A 16,889-nucleotide genomic window follows, 5' to 3' on the forward strand; every position below is an offset into this window, starting at 1 on the left:
CAAAGATATACTACATAGGATAGCCGATCACCCTATCAATAGAATAGAAGAACTCCTTCCTCATCGTTACAAACTTGGAAAATAACCTTGGTCATACGATCTCACTGAATTTTGCAAGACGTATTTAGCCGTGGGCTTACCATGTTTCTTCAGCTCATTGCTTACCCGTTGCTGTCCATAAGCGGGATAGTCAAAAGCAAGCTTAACAACCGCTTCCTCGACCATTGGCTCAACTCGATTCTTCAAAATAGGTTTTGATCTGCTTATTTCCTGAAGTGCTGTTTCTCCACCTGTATCATACAATTCCTTAAGCCGGTAAAAACTATCTCTACTGTAGCCCATCACCTTACATGCCTGGGAAACATTACCCAAATTTTCTGCTAACTTCAGCAATCCTAATTTGGTTTTGATTAACTTGTCATTACTTTTCATTTCTGACAGTTTAAAGGGGATTAATTAATAAGTGTGGTAACTTAAAGTTAATCCCTTACTGTCAGATTAAGTCGTGACTATTTCATATAAAAGGTAAGATACCAATCATTCGTATCTTACCTTTTTTGCTACCAGCAAACAACATCTGATCATTTTCCAGCTTCCGATCTTTAAAAGAAGTTATTTTGTAGCCCTTCGTCTCAGGGCTTTTGCTTCAGCCTCTTTATTTAAAGCTTCTTCCAACAACTCCAGTCTCCGCTGATTATCCTCTTCCACTTTCAGTACACTATCCCGCATAAAGTAGGGGTTAGCTTGTACCTGGTCATCAACTCTTCTTACCAACTGGCGAAGCTCTTTATCATTCTGGATTTTCAAGTAACGATACTTGGTGTCATTACTAATAAATTCCTGAAGGCGCTGATGTGTCATATACCAACCGCATACTGTCAGTGATAATACTAAAAAGAGACCTGCCGCTATCCAGGCTATTTTACTGACGTAATGATGATGCTTTTGCTCAATAGGGCGAGACAGAGCATCCATAGTTTGGCTCAACCGTTCCTTTAGTAATACTACCTCTTTTGCCAGTTTTGGCCATTGATCACTGACGGAGCGCAACGTGTCGACCTGACCATTGAACCGGGTAAGTACCGTCTTGAAGTCAGATAACTCTTCAAGTTGTGACTTTAATTTATCCAATGTCTGTTCTTGCTGGGCAATTCTTTTCTCATGCTGCTCCGTTACTTCCGTAACAGTATTTAATAGGTTCTCGTTCATTTCTAATCATTTTAGATATACAATTATCAAGGATTAACTCTGCTTCTTATAGTACCGCTTCTTAGGTTTACGAAATAGCTCATATGGCACTCTATCTGGTATATAATCTGGTTTCATCAAATCATTCAATATCTGAATAGCGGCGGTCGTTAGCTCTTTAATAATCATCCCCGAAATATCTGCCAACGTAGTGTTGTGACTCTTGTTAGAGATAGGTGCTAATCGATATTCCTTACCTGGATACAGACGGGGAGCAACAACCTGTCTTTGTTGCTGAGAGAGGATCTTTTCCAGATTGCCAAGAGAGTATTGCCGATCTACCTTGCTACCTTTAAAACAATATTCTCCAATTTTAAAACTCACGCCCTGACTGTCCTGGGATTGCCCCTTATACTTGTACTGCACTTCAATACCATGCTCCTTCTTTAACCGGCTCTCAAGATCTTGCAGATTTTTGCAATAGGGGAGGGCAGCCGTAATTGCCATATATATTTTATACCGGTTAGCCTCCGACTGACTCAATGCTTCAGGGTGGGTTAATGCCAGATCTTTCTTTTCTGCCTGTATAAGTCTATATTCCATTGTCAGCTTCTGGGCAGCCCTTTTCCCTCTCAGTCCTATCCATTTATCAGAAATTGACTTCCCATCGTTGTTTACCATATTAGCGATGATGTGTACATGCAGGTGAGCCTTGTCGGTATGTTTCGTAATGGCAACCTGAGTATTTGTAATGCCGATCTCTTTCAGGTATTGCTGTGCGATAGCCGTAACTGTCGCATCATCCGGCTTTTCATTGGGATGAAAACTGAGAACAGAATGAAAGCATGCCTGTTTCTTGGAAGGCCGGGTTGAAGCCTGGTCAACGAAATCTGCCGCCATAAGTTTATGATCATAGTTCCGTACTCCCTCGGTCGCCAGCACTTCTGCACCAGGCTTTTTGCACACATAGCGGCAGGCATGATAGAAACTATGTCCGTCAAATACTTTACTTATCATTTCGCAGCAGCTTTAATATGTCATCAATTCTAACTCGGTAAGTTTCAAAATGAACCGCCGTCTTCATCATTTCTCCTTTCTTAAACTCCTTTGTAAGCTGATTCAGATTATTGGACATCCCTACCAGTTTGCGAACAAGATCCTTTTCTTCTGGGGAAATCCTGGCTTTGACTGTGGCATTTATAGCAGACATCCGGAGGTAAGCGGAGATATTCATCCCGGCTTTTTGCGCCTTGTGCTTTATGATAAATAGTTCTGACCTGTCAATACGTACCCGGATAATAGTCTCTTTCTTCACCGACTTGACAGGCCGGCCTCCTTTCCTTTTTCCAGCTTCTTCTGTTTCCATGACATCACATTTTCATTCTTTCTGGTTTATCTTTTCTCCCCCGGCGACCAACGGGAGCAGGGGGCAAGCCGTTTTCGTCCTACGAAAACACCGCTTGCCTTAAAATACGTCCGTAGTATTGGCTTCCCAGCGTTTCATTTCTGAGTAACATTATTGTTTGTGATAACTGGAAAGAAAATCCACGGATAAACATACTTACCTGATAGCCTCATGGTTAAAGACTTTAGGATTATCAATACCGAACTTGCGGACATTGGCTTTTAAGTTCATCCAAAGTTGAATGTTAAAGTCCGCCAACTCCATCAGATCTTCCCTGTTCAGATCGTGAGGATTAATAATTTTCCCGGAAGAATTACCATTAGTTTGCTCCTCAGAGAAAGAAAAAAGGTTGGGGGCATACCCTTCGCCAATTTCCAGACTTTTGGAGATTGCAATACTGGCCCCAAATAATTTCAACTGCTTCCCGCTCTCTAACGAAAGCGTTTTTCTTTTCAAATCTGCCATACCAATAAAATTTTATGGTTGTTAAAATTTAAAATGCCTAAGACGAATTGATTAAATTTTCGCTGAGAGATCTGTTTAATGGAATCTATTTTTCCCTCCATTGCGTAATTTCTTGCTAGGCTTGTCGCTGCATATACCTATTTTTCTGGTCGGGTTTAATGCAAGTGAATGCTGTTGTAACAGATAAAACTCCTTCACAAGCCACTCATTCAGATCCTTGTACCCCTGATATAAATCGCTACCATCCTTGTACAATGGACTGTCTTTAAGTGCTTTTTCGGTATTACGCAACCCAGCAGGATCTCTGTCGAGATAAAGAGTAATGCTGCTATGTTGTTCCATTTGCAGTTTGCTTTTTTCGAAAAAAGCAAGAGAATTAAGCACGAGATAGTTGCTAGAAGGTAAGGTGTGATATTGTTGAGCTGTCAGGAAAGACAAGAAACTGAAGAATCCCTCAAATACTGCAAGGCCATCCTTATCATTGTTGAGCAGGGTAGAGCTTTTAGGCGAACTGCTTCCCTTAAACCCTGGGTTGCGCAGTTCATATCCTCCGGCGTCATTCTTAAACCCAATTGCATAATACGACCGGCCATCTACAGTATATGTCGTTTCACAACAGAATTTACTGGCTATGTCTCGAGGAATACATCGTTCTCCCAGATAGCGAATCAATGCCGGAGAAACAATTGGCCCAACACCGGTTACAAGGATCTTTTTTTCTTCACCAGCAAGCCTTTTCCCCTCCGCTCCGGCAAAAGGCGGTGGGTCAGAAATACTTTTTTGCTGATGAAGGAAGAAAATACGTTGCACTTTCTCCAACACCTGGACATTCGTCAGACCAGGATATAGGCACAAAGCCAGGTCAAACAACCTTCCACCATTTCCTATTCCGTGATCATACCATCTGTTACGTTTGATGTTCACCTTAAAGGAAGCGGTTCGCTCCTTATCCCTGATCGGTGAAATATACCACCAATCATCACCTCTCCTGTGGATAGGTATGAAGCCCTCCTTTGCCAGAAAATCGGTAATAGCAATCTGCTCATTTAATTGACGGATGTTCATCAGTTGGATTTTTTGGTGATTGATTGTGTATTGTTGCCGGAATGGCAGGGGAGGTATTGGGGTTATGTCTGCGTCTGACGGCCGGTAACCTTTCCTGTTCTTTCCGGATCTCCTCGCACGTTTTCTTTCTCCCTTCCCTGATCCAGGCAGACAGCTCAGATTTAAAAAAATATAGCCGCTTGCCGCGTTTGTTCACTGGTACTTCAGCACGGCAGACTTTCCCATAAAGGGCGGAAACAGAAAGATTAAGGAAATTCGCAGCCTGCCCAACAGTCATCTGTTCATCCACTTCAGCTTGGGGGTTATTTTTCTGAAGGAGGAGCTGTTCAATTGAGTTCAACTTCTCATGGATCAGGGCTACTGCTTGCGGTAATTGTTCAAATGTAATTCTGTCCATTGCCTCACAATTTTGTTCTTGTTTTGCAATGATACAGTCCTGGTCTACAGGGTTACAAGGGGGAAAACTATAACCCCACCGGAACCCTAGTATTTTTTGTTGTTTCTTTTGGTTCTTTGAGTAGGAAGCACCTCAAATTGGCCACTCTCCCGGTTCTTCTTTATGTCAAGTATTGGGGATTGACAGTTTCTTGTATCAGAGGAAATAATATCATTAAGGTATTTTCCCGTAAATCTCTTGATCTTGTCTTTGTCCCTATATGCAAAGTATTGAAGGAGCCAATGTTCCAGGGAGGCTTTAGTACACCCAACAATCAAGTTGGCTTCATATAATTGTTTGAAGGCATCAGCAAGCTGGTTTCCATTTCCATTAAAGGTTAACTGTGACGTTTCCAATTTACCGGATTGCAGTAGTATCTGAAGGTTCCCCTGTTCTTCTTGCGAAAAATAGTCCTTCAATATGGCAAACAGTTGGGGGAATATGTGTTCTTTAATAATAGGGGCTCCATTCACATTACCTGCCGAACTATCCGGCAAAGGAGACTCTTTCTCAGGTGAGATTATCTGTCCTACTGCTTTCTGAATATCATTTAAATACTCTTCTCTATGACGCACGGAGTCACAAACATCATCTATAAAACACTGCGGACAATTTATATTATAACCATCCAACTCAAGCCCCTCTACGATAAATAAATCCTCCAGGTTCAGCCCGAAAAAAAACTGCCTGCTTTCCTGTTCATCCAGCGGGGCTGGTAATTTATAGTAGTTCTTCCAGAATTGTCTGAATCGATTTCTGATACTGTCAAGTCTTTGTAACTGGTATTGGGTCTGGCTAGGTGTGAGGTTCAGCAGGTCAGTTACTGCCATCTCAGATAATTCTTTCATCTCATTTCTGAAAGATAACGTCATAACGGGGTTCTCATGGGTAAGGTCATAATAGCGCATTTCTGGGTTACCTACATTATGGGGCTTCCGGGTAAGAACACGGATGTTGAATGTCTGCAATCTGATCAGGAATTTCTTAAAATGTTCCATGAGTCAATCTGCTGCTGAAGAATAAAAATAAGGCTTTTTGCTGGTTGATATATTCAGATTGAGAAGGTGCGAAATAGCTATACCAACTATTCCGGTTATCCGGGAACTTATGGTGCAAATTTTGGTGCAAATAAAAAAGCACTTACTGCAAAACCGCTGTAAGTGCTTGATTTCTAAGTGGTCCCACCAGGGCATGATCCTGGGACCCCCTGATTATGAGTCAGGTGCTCTAACCAACTGAGCTATAGGACCTGTTCCGAAGAACGAAATTTCCCTTTTTCAAGGGACGGCAAAATTAATTATTTTCCTGAATTATCCTAAATTTTTTTTGTCTTCTTACGGCAACGCCTACACTTTAATAAAAAGCGGTTTCTTTGTGCTCAACTTTAGATCGTATGCAAGGCATTAAAAATATCATTTTCGACCTGGGCGGTGTTATCCTGAATATCAACTACAAGCTCACCAGTGAAGCCTTTAAGGCCCTGGGGGTAGAAAATTTCGATGAGCTGTATACGCAGTTTCACGGCTCCAGCCTGTTCAATAACCTGGAAACGGGTCATGTCTCCGTGGAAGAATTTCTGAAAGAAATACGTCAGCATGTTCCGGAGACTGTCACTGATGCCCAGATCTGCGACGCCTGGAACGCGATGCTGCTCGATTTTCCCCTGCAGCGCCTCCAGCTGCTGCAACAGCTACGTAACCACTACGGACTGTTCCTCCTCAGCAATACCAATGCTATTCATCTGGATGCATTTAATAGGATACTGATGGAGAGCAGAGGAATCCCTTCCCTGGCAACGTTTTTCGACAGAGCCTACTATTCCCATCTGATGGGACAGCGCAAACCCGATAAGGAAGCGTATCAGATGGTACTGGATGAAAACGGATTGAAAGCGGAAGAAACACTGTTCATAGATGATACCCAGCCTAATATAAAAGGAGCCAGGGCAATGGGGCTGCAAACCATTCATCTGCTGCCACCCAAAACGATCCTGGATATCTTCAGGCCACAGAACGTACTTTAAAAATAAAGGCCGGTTTTAGGAAACCGGCCTTTAACATATCTATTTGATCTCTTCAAAATCTATATAATCATCCCTGCGCGGCTTTTCTGCAGGCTTCTGCTGCGGAGGGGGTTGCGTCTGCGAGTAGGTATACCCCTGCTCAGTTGTCTGCTGTTGTTCATACTGACGGCGCATATGTTCCTGCATATCACTCATCTGTCTACGTACATGCTTGGTTGATCTGTAAACAGGTATGATAAAATCAAACACCAGTTTATACAGCAACCAGGCGAAGAATATATAAAGCAAAAATTTCAACATAGTAGAACAAAGTTAGCGGAATATACATTCCGCGCCTTTTAAATTGCCTGCAATTTAAGTTTTCTTTAACTTTCTGTTAATCAGAGCCCAAGCAGTGCGGCTGTGCTTACTGCCTCCTTCTTGTTGAACTCCCAGGCCAGCTTTCTGTAATTAATGGCGTCGATGATGGTACCTACAAAACAGAAGCCCAGGGTGAGCACGTAAATGATACCCATTCCAATCTGGTTCACCAGAAAGCGCTGTATGCCAGCTACACACACCAACCCGATCAGGCTGCAGATCAGGATCGCCTGTGGATCTTTGCGGCGGCTCTGATAAACGGCCAGGAATCGCTGTTTGTTTTCGTCGCTGAAATTTTTGGTCAGCTCCTTCAGCCAGAGCAACTCTTCCTGTTCAATGCCCGGAAGCATGGCAAATGAGAAATCAGTCATAGAGATAATTTATAGTTACAGTTGTTTAATGGACTCGTATTGAAGCCTGGCCAGTTGTATGATCCGGTGTACCAGGATGACAGTTACTGCAGGTGCCAGCCAGTGATGGTGCAGGGATGCTTTGAATTGTCCGTGCAGAAAGTAGTGAATACCATGTCCCAGGCCACAACCTGGACAGAAGGGGAGACCTGCATTTTTAAACAGGCACCAGGAAGGACCTTGTGTGTCAGGCTGCATCAGGAAGAGCAGCAGCAGGCCTGTCGGCCACAGAATCAGTTCCAGATTGATCTTCCTGTAAAAAGCAATTCGCATTATATCTTTTTAAACTATGAAATCTGCGAGCAATCCCTCCAATAAATATTTATATACAAGTTAAAGAAATTGTTTTTAATCAAATAAAATCCTAATTTTGCGTAAGGAAAAATGATTCAAACGAAGGGGACGAGATATTGTCCCCTTCGCGCTTTTTGTATGGCAAACGAACACGTGATAACAGCTATCCGGGAAATAGCAGAAGGACTGCTGGTAAATGATCCCGACAATTTTTTGGTAGACATCAGAATAAAGCCCACTAACAATGTGAAACTATTCCTGGATGGAGACAAAGGTGTGCCGGTTGATAAACTGGTGGCCTTCAACAGGGCGCTCTATCCTTTGCTGGAAAGCTCTGAACTGTTTCCCAACAATGATTTCTCACTGGAAGTATCTTCACCCGGACTGGATGAACCGCTGAAACTGCACAGGCAATACCTGAAAAATATTGGCCGTAAGGTAGAAGTTACACTACTGGACGGTGCAGTAAAAGAAGGTAAATTAACCGCTGTAAACGATGATGCGATCACGATCGAGGAAGTCATCGGAAAGAAAAAAGAAATCAAAACAACAGATTTAAAACTTAATGAAATAAAGCACACAAAGGTGTGCATCGTGTTTTAAAATATAATAACTAAACATGGCTAGTATTAACCTGATTGAGTCATTCACCGAGTTCAAGGAGGCGGAAAACATTGACCGCCCTACGTTGATGAAGGTATTGGAAGATGTGTTCAAAACACTGCTGCGGAAAAAGTATGGCTCTGATGAGAATTTTGACGTGATCGTAAATACAGAAAAAGGCGACCTGGAAATATTGCGCCGTCGTACTATCGTATCAGACGGAGAAGTGGAAGATGATAATGCGCAGATTGCTTATTCTGAAGCTATTTTAGTTGAACCAGACTACCAAATCGGTGAAGACCTGTACGAAGAAGTAGAGATCCTGGATTTCGGCCGCAGGGCTATCCTGGCTGCAAAACAGACACTCTCCGCCCGTATCGGCGACCTGAAAAAGAATATTCTCGTAAAGAAATATGCAGATAAAGCCGGAGAAATCGTTAATGGTGAAGTTTACCAGGTTTGGAAAAAAGAAGTTTTATTGCTTGATGATGAGGGGAATGAGTTAATTTTGCCTAAATCTGAACAAATCCCTACAGATTATTTCAAAAAAGGGGAAAATGTAAGAGCGGTAGTGAAAAAAGTGGAGATGAAAAACAATGCGCCACTAATCATCCTCTCCCGCACACATCCTTCCTTCCTGGCAAAACTGCTGGAAATTGAAGTGCCTGAGATCTTTGACGGATTAATCGTTATCAAGAAAATCGTTCGTGAACCAGGTGAAAGGGCCAAAGTGGCCGTAGAATCCTACGATGACCGCATCGACCCTGTTGGCGCCTGTGTGGGTATGAAAGGTAGCCGTATCCATGGCATCGTTCGCGAACTCAGAAATGAAAATATCGATATCATTAACTACACTGCCAATATCCAACTGCTGATCCAACGCTCTTTAACACCTGCCAGAATCAGCCGCATGGAAGTAGATAACGAAAACAAATACGCCTCCGTTTACCTTAACCCAGACCAGGTATCACTGGCCATTGGTAAAAAAGGCGTAAACATCAAACTGGCCTGCGAACTCACCGGCTACGAAATAGACGTATTCCGTGATGAAGCACAGGAACAGGCTGAATTTGATATCGATCTGGAGGAATTCTCAGATGAAATCGAAGAATGGATCATAGACGAACTGAAAAGAATAGGTTGTGACACTGCCCGCAGCGTATTAGAGCTGACCACTGAAGAATTGGTTCGCCGTTCGGATCTGGAAGAAGAGACAGTGCAGGATGTAAGAAGAATATTACAGGAAGAGTTTGACAAAGAATAAAGCCCAGCCAGAACCCTTCCCAGGTAAAGGGCTTATTAGAAGGGGAATTGATTTTTTCGAGTTATTGTTTAAACGTAAAAAAACATCCCGTTTGGAAAAAACGGGAAACAGGGGAGGCCCGAAATACGATATGCCTGAAACAACAAACAACACACCACGATTGCTCGCTGCAGCCAAAGAGTTTAATATTGGCAAGGAAACGCTCATCGATTTCCTTGGCAATAAAGGCTTCGATATGGGCGGCTTTGGTTCTCCCAATGCCCGTCTTACGGCTGTTATGTACGCAGCTCTGCAGTCGGAATTCCAGCAGGACAAGGCTAACAAACGCAAAAGCGACCAGATAGCCCTGCCTAAAGGAAGCGTGTTAGAATCGAAGATGAAGAAGGAGAAAGAGGAAGCTGAGGCCGCAGCGAAAAAGAAAGAAAAAGAAAACACTAAGGACGAAGCCGCTCCCGTAGCGGAAGCGCCCAAAAAAGCAGAACCAGCACCTGAAACCAAACAGGAACCCGTTAAGGAAACCCCTAAACAGGAACCTCAGGCTGTTGCTCCTGCCCCTCCTCCGGTTAAAGAAAAAGAGGAACCGAAGCCCAAACAGGAATCACCCGTTGTTGCAACACCCCCTGTTGCGGAAGTTCCTAAAGCACCGGCCGCTCCTCCCGCTGAACCGGAAGTAGTAAAGACCGAAGCGCCTAAAATAAATGGCCCGAGAGTGATCACCACTATCGATCTCGACGCTATTAACCGTAGGAAACCTGTTACTAAAAAAGAACAGGATGCTCCGGCTCAGCAACCAGAACCAGAGGCAGCACCTCCGGCCGCTAAAGAGGAAAAACAACCCGTTACTCCTCCTCCCGTAGCCGAAAAACAACCGGAACCCAAACCGGTGGTTGCCGCTACTCCTGCCAGCGCTGAAAAGACTGCCGGCCCCGCGGAAACTGCTGAAAAACCAGCACCCGCACCACAAGCAGAGAAAGTAACGAAACCAGATACAACCGATACGACAGATCAAACGGAAAAAGCCGCACCGGTTCAAGATAAACCTGTAGTTAATAAAGTGGAAGAAGTATTACAAGAGGCAAAACCCGCTGTGGTAAAGGAACCAGCTGCTACTCCCGTGAAGGAGCCTGTAAAGGAAGACCGTCACGTTGCGCCTGCTGCTACTGATAACAACCAGCAAACCCCTCCTGCACAACAGCAGGATGAACAGGGTAGTGCGGTTATCTCAAACATTCAGGCCGAGAAATTAACCGGCCCGAAAGTGATCGGTAAAATCGAACTGCCGGTTCAATCCGACAGACGCGACAATAATAAAAACAACAACTTCAACCGCGATGAAAAACGTAAACGCAAACGTATCATCGTGGAGAAGAAACCTGAACCTATCCAGCCTAAAGACTTCAAAGAAGGCAAAGAAGGTGGAAATCAAGGGCATCAGGGTCACCACCAGGGACACCAGGGTCATCAAGGTAACCGCCAACATGGACAGCATGGGCAACAAGGCGGCCAACACGGTCAGCAAGGTGGTCAACATGGACAACATGGAGGCAACCGCCAGCAAGGCGGCGATAACCGTCATGGCAACCGCCAGCATGGCCAGCAACAAGGTGGTCAGCAGGGTGGTGGTGGCTTCAATAGAGGCGGCCAGCAGCAAGGCGGCGGCGGATTCAACAGAGGCGGTGGTCAGCAGCAAGGCGGCAGACCAGGCCAGCAAGGTGGCGGATTTAACCGCGGTGGCAACCAACAAGGCAACAGACCTGGTGGTCATGGCGGTGGATTCAACAGACCCGGCCAGGGCGGCGGATTCAACAAGAGAGATGATAAACGCACTGTTGAAGAGAAAGAAATCGATAAAAACGAGATACAGAACAAGATCAAGGAAACAATGGCCAAACTCGGTGGCGGCGGTCGCGGTAAAAACGTGAAAGCCAAACACCGTAGGGAAAAACGTGAAGAACGTGCCAGCCAGAAAGCCAAAGAGGGCGTTCAAGACAACAAACTCCAGGTTACTGAATTCGTTTCCGTAAGTGAACTGGCCAATCTGATGGATGTGAGCTTCGCTGAAGTGATCTCCAAATGTATGGGCCTCGGTATCATGGTGTCTATCAACCAGCGCCTCGATGCTGAAGTAATTGAACTGGTAGCCGGCGAATTCGGTTACGAAGTGGAATTTATCGGCCTGGATGCAGTCGAAGAGTCTGAAGAAGAGGATGATGTAGACGCACCGGAAGATCTCGAACCACGCGCTCCGATCGTAACTATCATGGGTCACGTTGACCACGGTAAAACCTCCCTGCTCGACTATATCCGCAACGCCAACGTTGTGGCCGGCGAAGCAGGCGGTATCACCCAGCATATCGGTGCATACCAGGTAACTACCAACGGCGGTAAGAAACTCACCTTCCTCGATACACCTGGTCACGAAGCGTTCACCGCGATGCGTGCCCGTGGTGCCAAAGCAGCCGACATCGCTGTTATCGTGATTGCCGCTGATGACGCCATCATGCCACAAACAAGGGAAGCAATCTCCCACTCACAGGCCGCCGGCCTGCCGATGGTATTTGCTATCAACAAAGTGGATAAAGATGGTTCCAATCCGGAAAAAATCAAAGAACAACTGGCCCAGCTCAATCTCCTCGTGGAAGACTGGGGTGGTAAATACCAGAGCCAGGAAATATCTGCCAAAAGCGGTCTGAATATAGACGTGCTGCTGGAAAAGATCCTGCTCGAAGCAGAACTGCTCGAACTGAAAGCTAATCCAAACCGTGAAGGGTCTGGTAGCATCGTGGAAGCATCCCTCGATAAAGGGCGCGGTTATGTTGCCTCCCTGCTGGTTCAAAACGGAACCCTCCGCCAGGGCGACACCATCGTATCCGGCTCCTTTTATGGTAAAATCAAAGCCATGTTCAATGAACGTGGTCAGAAAATGGACGAAGCAGGACCGTCAACACCTGTACAGGTACTCGGTCTGAACGGTGCTCCCCAGGCTGGTGAGAAATTCAAAATGTATGAAGATGAGTCTGAAGCCAAAGAAACAGCTAACCGCAGAGCGCAGATCGTTCGCGAACAGGGTATACGTACCAAGAAACATATCACCCTCGACGAGATCGGTCGCCGTCTGGCACTGGGCAACTTCAAACAGTTGAACCTGATCATCAAAGCCGACTTCGATGGTTCTGTGGAAGCGTTGAGCGACTCCCTGCAGAAACTGTCTACCGAAGAAATCGTGATCAGCATCGTGCATAAAGCCGTAGGTCAGATCACAGAGTCTGATGTACTGCTGGCCACTGCCTCCGACGCCATTATCCTCGGATTCCAGGTACGCCCTTCTTCCCAGGCTGCAAAACTGGCGGAAAAGGAAAACATCGAAATCCGCAACTACTCCATCATCTACGACGCAATCGAAGAAATCAAGAGCGCGATGGAAGGGATGCTGGAACCCAAGATCGAAAAGAAAGTGGTGTGCAACGTCGAAGTACGCGAAACCTACAAGTTCGACAAGGTTACTGTCGCCGGTTGCTTCGTACTCGATGGCAAGCTGGCCCGCAACACCCGTATTAACGTGGTACGCGATGGTATCGTAGTCCACACCGGCGAACTCGGTTCCCTGAAACGTTATAAAGATGACGTCAAAGAAGTAGCTGCCAACATGGAGTGCGGTCTGAGCGTACGCGGATACAGTGATCTCAGACCTGGTGACATCGTCGAAGGGTTTGAAGAAATCGAAGTGAAAAGAACACTCTAAAAACAGCTGATACCTTTTGAATACCAGCTGTTAGAATACTGACCAAAGCGGACATATAAGAGGATATATTAAAATCTCTTATGTGTTCGCTTTGGTCTTTTTATTTCCAGCCATATCTAAAAGCTAAAAGCTTGTTAAACCATTGTAATTAAATACAGTCCTGATCTTTAATTGGTTATTTTTGAATTTTACCGCTTTTATATGAAGAAACTTTTGGCATTTTCTGCTGGTACACTGTTGTTGTGGCAGGCCGCTGCAGCCCAACAGAGACTGGTGGCAGACAAAATTATCGGTGTTGTAGGTGATAAGATCATCCTTAAATCTGATATGGATGGTGCCCTGGCTGATCAGCAGCGCAACTCCCCGGATGGTAATATCCCACCACAGGCGCCCTGCAATATCATGGAGATGCTGATATCCCAGAAGGTAATGGTATTACAGGCAGAGCGCGACAGCTTGCCTGTAAGTGATGGAGAAGTAGAAGCCCAGATGGAAAACCGTATCCGCTACTTTGAGCAGATGTATGGTTCCAAAGAAAAAATGAAAGAAATAACCGGTTACTCTGTATACCAGCTCCGCGAACGCTTTCGCCAGCCTATTAAAGAAGGGCTGCTGTCTCAGGCAATGCGTAACAAAATCGTGGAATCGGTAAAGGTAACCCCCTCTGAAGTAAAACGCTATTTCGACGCCATTCCCAAAGACAGCCTGAAGTTTTACGAATCAGAACTGGAAGTGGGTCAGATCATACTTCAACCTAAAGCCACCCGCGAAATGGACCAGTATGCCATCGACCGCCTGCTGGAATTCAAGAAGCGCGTACAGAACAAGGAATCAGATTTCGGATCACTCGCCATCCTCTATTCTGAGGATCCCGGCGTAAAAGATAATAAAGGCGTTTACGCCCTGAACCGTAACGATAAAAACACCTGGGACCCCGACTTCCTCGCGGCGGCTTTCCGTCTGAAAGAGGGAGAAATTTCATCTCCTGTAAAATCTCAACACGGTTATCATCTCATCCAGATGATCAAACGTCAGGGAGATAACGTTACTGTTCAGCATATCCTGATCAGACCAGCAGTTACAAAATCAGACCTCTCTCAGTCAATAGCAAAACTGGACAGTATCCGTAGCGGCATCCTCAGTAATAAATACACATTTTCTGAAGCGGTAGCCAAATATAGCGATGCACCAGCTGCCAAATTTGACGGTGGTATGATCCAGTCAAAAACTGGAGAGGGTACCCTGATCACCATTGACCAACTGGATGATCCAGCTGAAAGAGATATCGTAATGATGCTGGATACCCTGAAACCAGGCCATATCTCAGCACCTACACAATATACCGATGAAAACGGACGCAGCGCCTGCCGCATCGTGTACCTGAAAACCCGGACGCAGCCGCATCGTGAAAACCTCACTGACGACTATTCACGTATCCAGCAACGTACGCTCGATATCAAACGTGCTGAAGCCATCAACAAATGGTTGCTCGAAAAAATACCTACTTTCTACGTACATGTAGATGACGAGTATAAAGATTGTCAACATATCAGTAAGTGGATGGCAAGTCTTGCCAAACAGTAGAATCTATTATAAATCATTAGGAGAAAGGGCCTCACGCGAATACTGCGTGAGGCCCTTTCTCATGATAACATCGGCAGCTAAGTATTTTAATAAATATGCCGTACCTTTGCGTTTTCAATTTTCTGCGATGAGTGATGCGATCAAACATGAATGCGGTTTGGCATTCATTAGATTAAGAAAACCATTCTCTTATTACCAACAAAAATATGGAACCGTTTTCTATGGGCTCAACAAACTGTACCTGCTCATGGAGAAACAGCACAACAGGGGCCAGGATGGCGCTGGTGTAGCTGCGGTGAAGCTGGACACAGAACCCGGAGTTCCTTTTATGCATCGTATCCGAAGCGCTGCGCCGCAGGCCATCGGAGAGGTCTTCAGCAAGATCCGCGAAGAGATCCAGGAAATCGAAAAATATCAGCCGGAGATCACCAAGTACCCCGGCCTGATGAAAGGACATATCAAATTCCTGGGTGAGCTGATGATGGGACATATCCGCTACGCCACACAGGGAAAAAACAACGTAGAACTCTGCCATCCTTTTGTAAGATACAATACCATCCCTGCCCGCAACCTCACAATGGCAGGTAACTTCAACCTGGTAAATGCAGATGAACTGTTCCAGTTTGTAAAAGTGCAACCCGGCGATGTCCACAAAAACAGCGACCTGGCTGCCATGCTCGAAACAGTGCATCACTTCCTCTCAAAAGAAGATGAAGAGCGCCGCAACGGGCTGGATGTAAAACGTATCCTCCAACAGTCATTCTCATTGTTCGATGGCGGTTATCACGCCTGTGGTCTCATCGGTTCCGGCGATTCATTCGTGATCCGCGATCCCCATGGCATCCGCCCGGCTTATTACTACATCAACGAAGATGTGATCGTTGGCGCCTCCGAGAGAGCCGCCATCCGCACCACTTTCAATGTTGGGGAAAACGAAGTACTCGAACTGATGCCCGGTAACGCGCTCATTGTAAAAAACACCGGCGAATATTCAATAGAAGAAATCCTGGAACCTAAAGAGCGTAAAGCCTGCAGCTTCGAAAGGATCTACTTCTCCCGTGGCAACGACGAAAAGATATATAAAGAACGTACATCATTAGGCCGTAACTTATCTGGCTCTGTGCTGAAAGCCATCGATAATGACCTCCGTAACACCATCTTCTCTTTCATCCCCAATACCGCCGAAGTTGCCTTCTATGGCCTGCTGAAAGGACTGGAAGACTACCTGAATAAAATCAAGGTAGAGCGCATCCTAGCCTGGGGTAATGACTTTGATGAAGAGAAGCTGACAGAGATGGTCAACCGGCGCATCCGTATCGATAAGATCGCCATCAAAGACGTAAAAATGAGAACCTTCATTACAGAAGATTCCAGTCGTAATGAAATGGTGCAGCACGTTTATGATATTACCTATGGTACTGTAAGACCTGGTGTGGATACGCTGGTGGTGATAGATGATTCTATCGTAAGAGGAACCACTCTGAAAGAAAGCATTATTAAAATGCTGGACAGGCTGGGTCCCAAACGTATCATCATTGTCTCTTCCGCACCGCAGATACGCTATCCGGATTGCTATGGTATTGATATGAGCAAAATGGGCGATTTCGTGGCTTTCCAGGCAGGGATAGCACTACTGAAAGATCATGGCAAGGAGCATATTCTGCATGAAGCATATGGCTTGTGTAAGGAGCTCCAACGCACCAACACACTGCACGCACAAAACGTAGTAAAGAATATCTATAAGCCTTTCACCCCGGAAGAGATTTCTGCAAAAATTGCGGAAATACTCACTCCTCCCGGTATCAGCGCTAAAATAGAAGTGATCTATCAGTCTATTGAAAGCCTGCATGATGCCTGCCCAAACAATCTTGGCGACTGGTACTTTACCGGAAACTATCCCACAGCAGGTGGCAACAGGGTTGTAAACAAGGCTTTCATGAACTTTATGGAAGGCAAGAACGAAAGAGGATATTAGTATTTATATATTTTTTTATTTAGGTATTTAGATATTTAAAAATGCAGCGGAGATCGATAATTACTACAATAAAAA

Annotated in this window: 16 protein-coding genes, 1 tRNA gene and 1 pseudogene; 6 read left to right on the plus strand and 12 right to left on the minus strand. The window is 45.2% G+C overall.

The annotated features are described in order from the left end of the window. Positions 1-138 precede the first annotated feature (138 nt). The 9 genes and pseudogenes from VM802_RS30505 to VM802_RS30545 form a co-directional block, all read right to left on the minus strand. Positions 139-432, minus strand: a pseudogene (locus VM802_RS30505) (helix-turn-helix domain-containing protein); the annotation flags it as partial. A 180-nt stretch (positions 433-612) separates the two neighbouring features. Continuing rightward, positions 613-1,209: a hypothetical protein gene (locus tag VM802_RS30510; protein ID WP_325538015.1), complete on the minus strand. Its 597-nt coding sequence runs from the start codon at positions 1,207-1,209 to the stop codon at positions 613-615. A 33-nt stretch (positions 1,210-1,242) separates the two neighbouring features. Next, positions 1,243-2,205, minus strand: coding sequence for a relaxase/mobilization nuclease domain-containing protein (locus tag VM802_RS30515; RefSeq protein ID WP_325538017.1), 963 nt, complete (start codon positions 2,203-2,205; stop codon positions 1,243-1,245). Further along, the gene (locus tag VM802_RS30520; protein ID WP_325538019.1) at positions 2,195-2,554 is read right to left on the minus strand and encodes a plasmid mobilization protein; all 360 of its coding nucleotides are present in this window, start codon (positions 2,552-2,554) and stop codon (positions 2,195-2,197) included. Before VM802_RS30520 ends, VM802_RS30515 begins: the two co-directional genes overlap by 11 nt. Before the next feature lie 195 nt (positions 2,555-2,749). Beyond that, positions 2,750-3,058 (minus strand): hypothetical protein, encoded by a 309-nt coding sequence (locus VM802_RS30525; protein WP_325538021.1) that lies wholly within the window; start codon positions 3,056-3,058, stop codon positions 2,750-2,752. Positions 3,059-3,133: 75 nt separating this feature from the next. Further along, positions 3,134-4,123 carry a DUF8464 domain-containing protein gene (locus tag VM802_RS30530; RefSeq protein ID WP_325538023.1) on the minus strand — a complete coding sequence of 330 codons (990 nt, stop codon included), beginning with the start codon at positions 4,121-4,123 and terminating at the stop codon, positions 3,134-3,136. Next, positions 4,101-4,520: a helix-turn-helix domain-containing protein gene (locus VM802_RS30535; RefSeq protein WP_325538025.1), complete on the minus strand. Its 420-nt coding sequence runs from the start codon at positions 4,518-4,520 to the stop codon at positions 4,101-4,103. Before VM802_RS30535 ends, VM802_RS30530 begins: the two co-directional genes overlap by 23 nt. 86 nt (positions 4,521-4,606) lie before the next feature. Continuing rightward, positions 4,607-5,407: a hypothetical protein gene (locus VM802_RS30540; RefSeq protein WP_325538027.1), complete on the minus strand. Its 801-nt coding sequence runs from the start codon at positions 5,405-5,407 to the stop codon at positions 4,607-4,609. A gap of 328 nt (positions 5,408-5,735) precedes the next feature. After that, a tRNA-Ile gene (locus VM802_RS30545) sits at positions 5,736-5,809 on the minus strand. A gap of 143 nt (positions 5,810-5,952) precedes the next feature. On the opposite strand from VM802_RS30545, the gene VM802_RS30550 reads away from it, so the two are divergent. Then, positions 5,953-6,582, plus strand: a complete 630-nt coding sequence (locus tag VM802_RS30550) for an HAD family hydrolase (protein ID WP_325538029.1) — start codon at positions 5,953-5,955, stop codon at positions 6,580-6,582. 39 nt (positions 6,583-6,621) lie between these two features. Here the strand turns inward: VM802_RS30550 and VM802_RS30555 are convergent, their stop codons facing one another. From VM802_RS30555 to VM802_RS30565, 3 genes are all read right to left on the minus strand, one after another. Further along, complete coding sequence (locus VM802_RS30555) at positions 6,622-6,882, minus strand: DUF4834 family protein (RefSeq protein WP_325538031.1); 261 nt, start codon at positions 6,880-6,882, stop codon at positions 6,622-6,624. Between the two features lie 80 nt (positions 6,883-6,962). Further along, on the minus strand, positions 6,963-7,313 hold the full coding sequence (locus VM802_RS30560) for a TM2 domain-containing protein (RefSeq protein ID WP_325538033.1): 351 nt from the start codon (positions 7,311-7,313) through the stop codon (positions 6,963-6,965). Between the two features lie 15 nt (positions 7,314-7,328). Next, a complete protein-coding gene (locus VM802_RS30565; RefSeq protein ID WP_325538035.1) occupies positions 7,329-7,625 on the minus strand; it encodes a DUF2752 domain-containing protein in 297 nt (98 codons plus the stop codon). A gap of 159 nt (positions 7,626-7,784) precedes the next feature. On the opposite strand from VM802_RS30565, the gene rimP reads away from it, so the two are divergent. From rimP to VM802_RS30590, 5 genes are all read left to right on the plus strand, one after another. Further along, on the plus strand, positions 7,785-8,249 hold the full coding sequence (rimP, locus tag VM802_RS30570; protein ID WP_325538037.1) for a ribosome maturation factor RimP: 465 nt from the start codon (positions 7,785-7,787) through the stop codon (positions 8,247-8,249). A gap of 16 nt (positions 8,250-8,265) precedes the next feature. Beyond that, positions 8,266-9,513, plus strand: coding sequence for a transcription termination factor NusA (gene nusA / locus VM802_RS30575; RefSeq protein WP_325538039.1), 1,248 nt, complete (start codon positions 8,266-8,268; stop codon positions 9,511-9,513). A 91-nt stretch (positions 9,514-9,604) separates the two neighbouring features. Next, positions 9,605-13,255, plus strand: coding sequence for a translation initiation factor IF-2 (gene infB / locus VM802_RS30580; protein ID WP_325538041.1), 3,651 nt, complete (start codon positions 9,605-9,607; stop codon positions 13,253-13,255). A gap of 201 nt (positions 13,256-13,456) precedes the next feature. Continuing rightward, on the plus strand, positions 13,457-14,839 hold the full coding sequence (locus tag VM802_RS30585; protein WP_325538043.1) for a peptidylprolyl isomerase: 1,383 nt from the start codon (positions 13,457-13,459) through the stop codon (positions 14,837-14,839). Positions 14,840-15,086: 247 nt separating this feature from the next. Continuing rightward, a complete protein-coding gene (locus VM802_RS30590) occupies positions 15,087-16,814 on the plus strand; it encodes an amidophosphoribosyltransferase (protein WP_325538045.1) in 1,728 nt (575 codons plus the stop codon). Positions 16,815-16,889: the final 75 nt, after the last annotated feature.

This window comes from Chitinophaga sp., from assembly GCF_035538455.1.
Taxonomy (GTDB): Bacteria; Bacteroidota; Bacteroidia; order Chitinophagales; family Chitinophagaceae; genus Chitinophaga.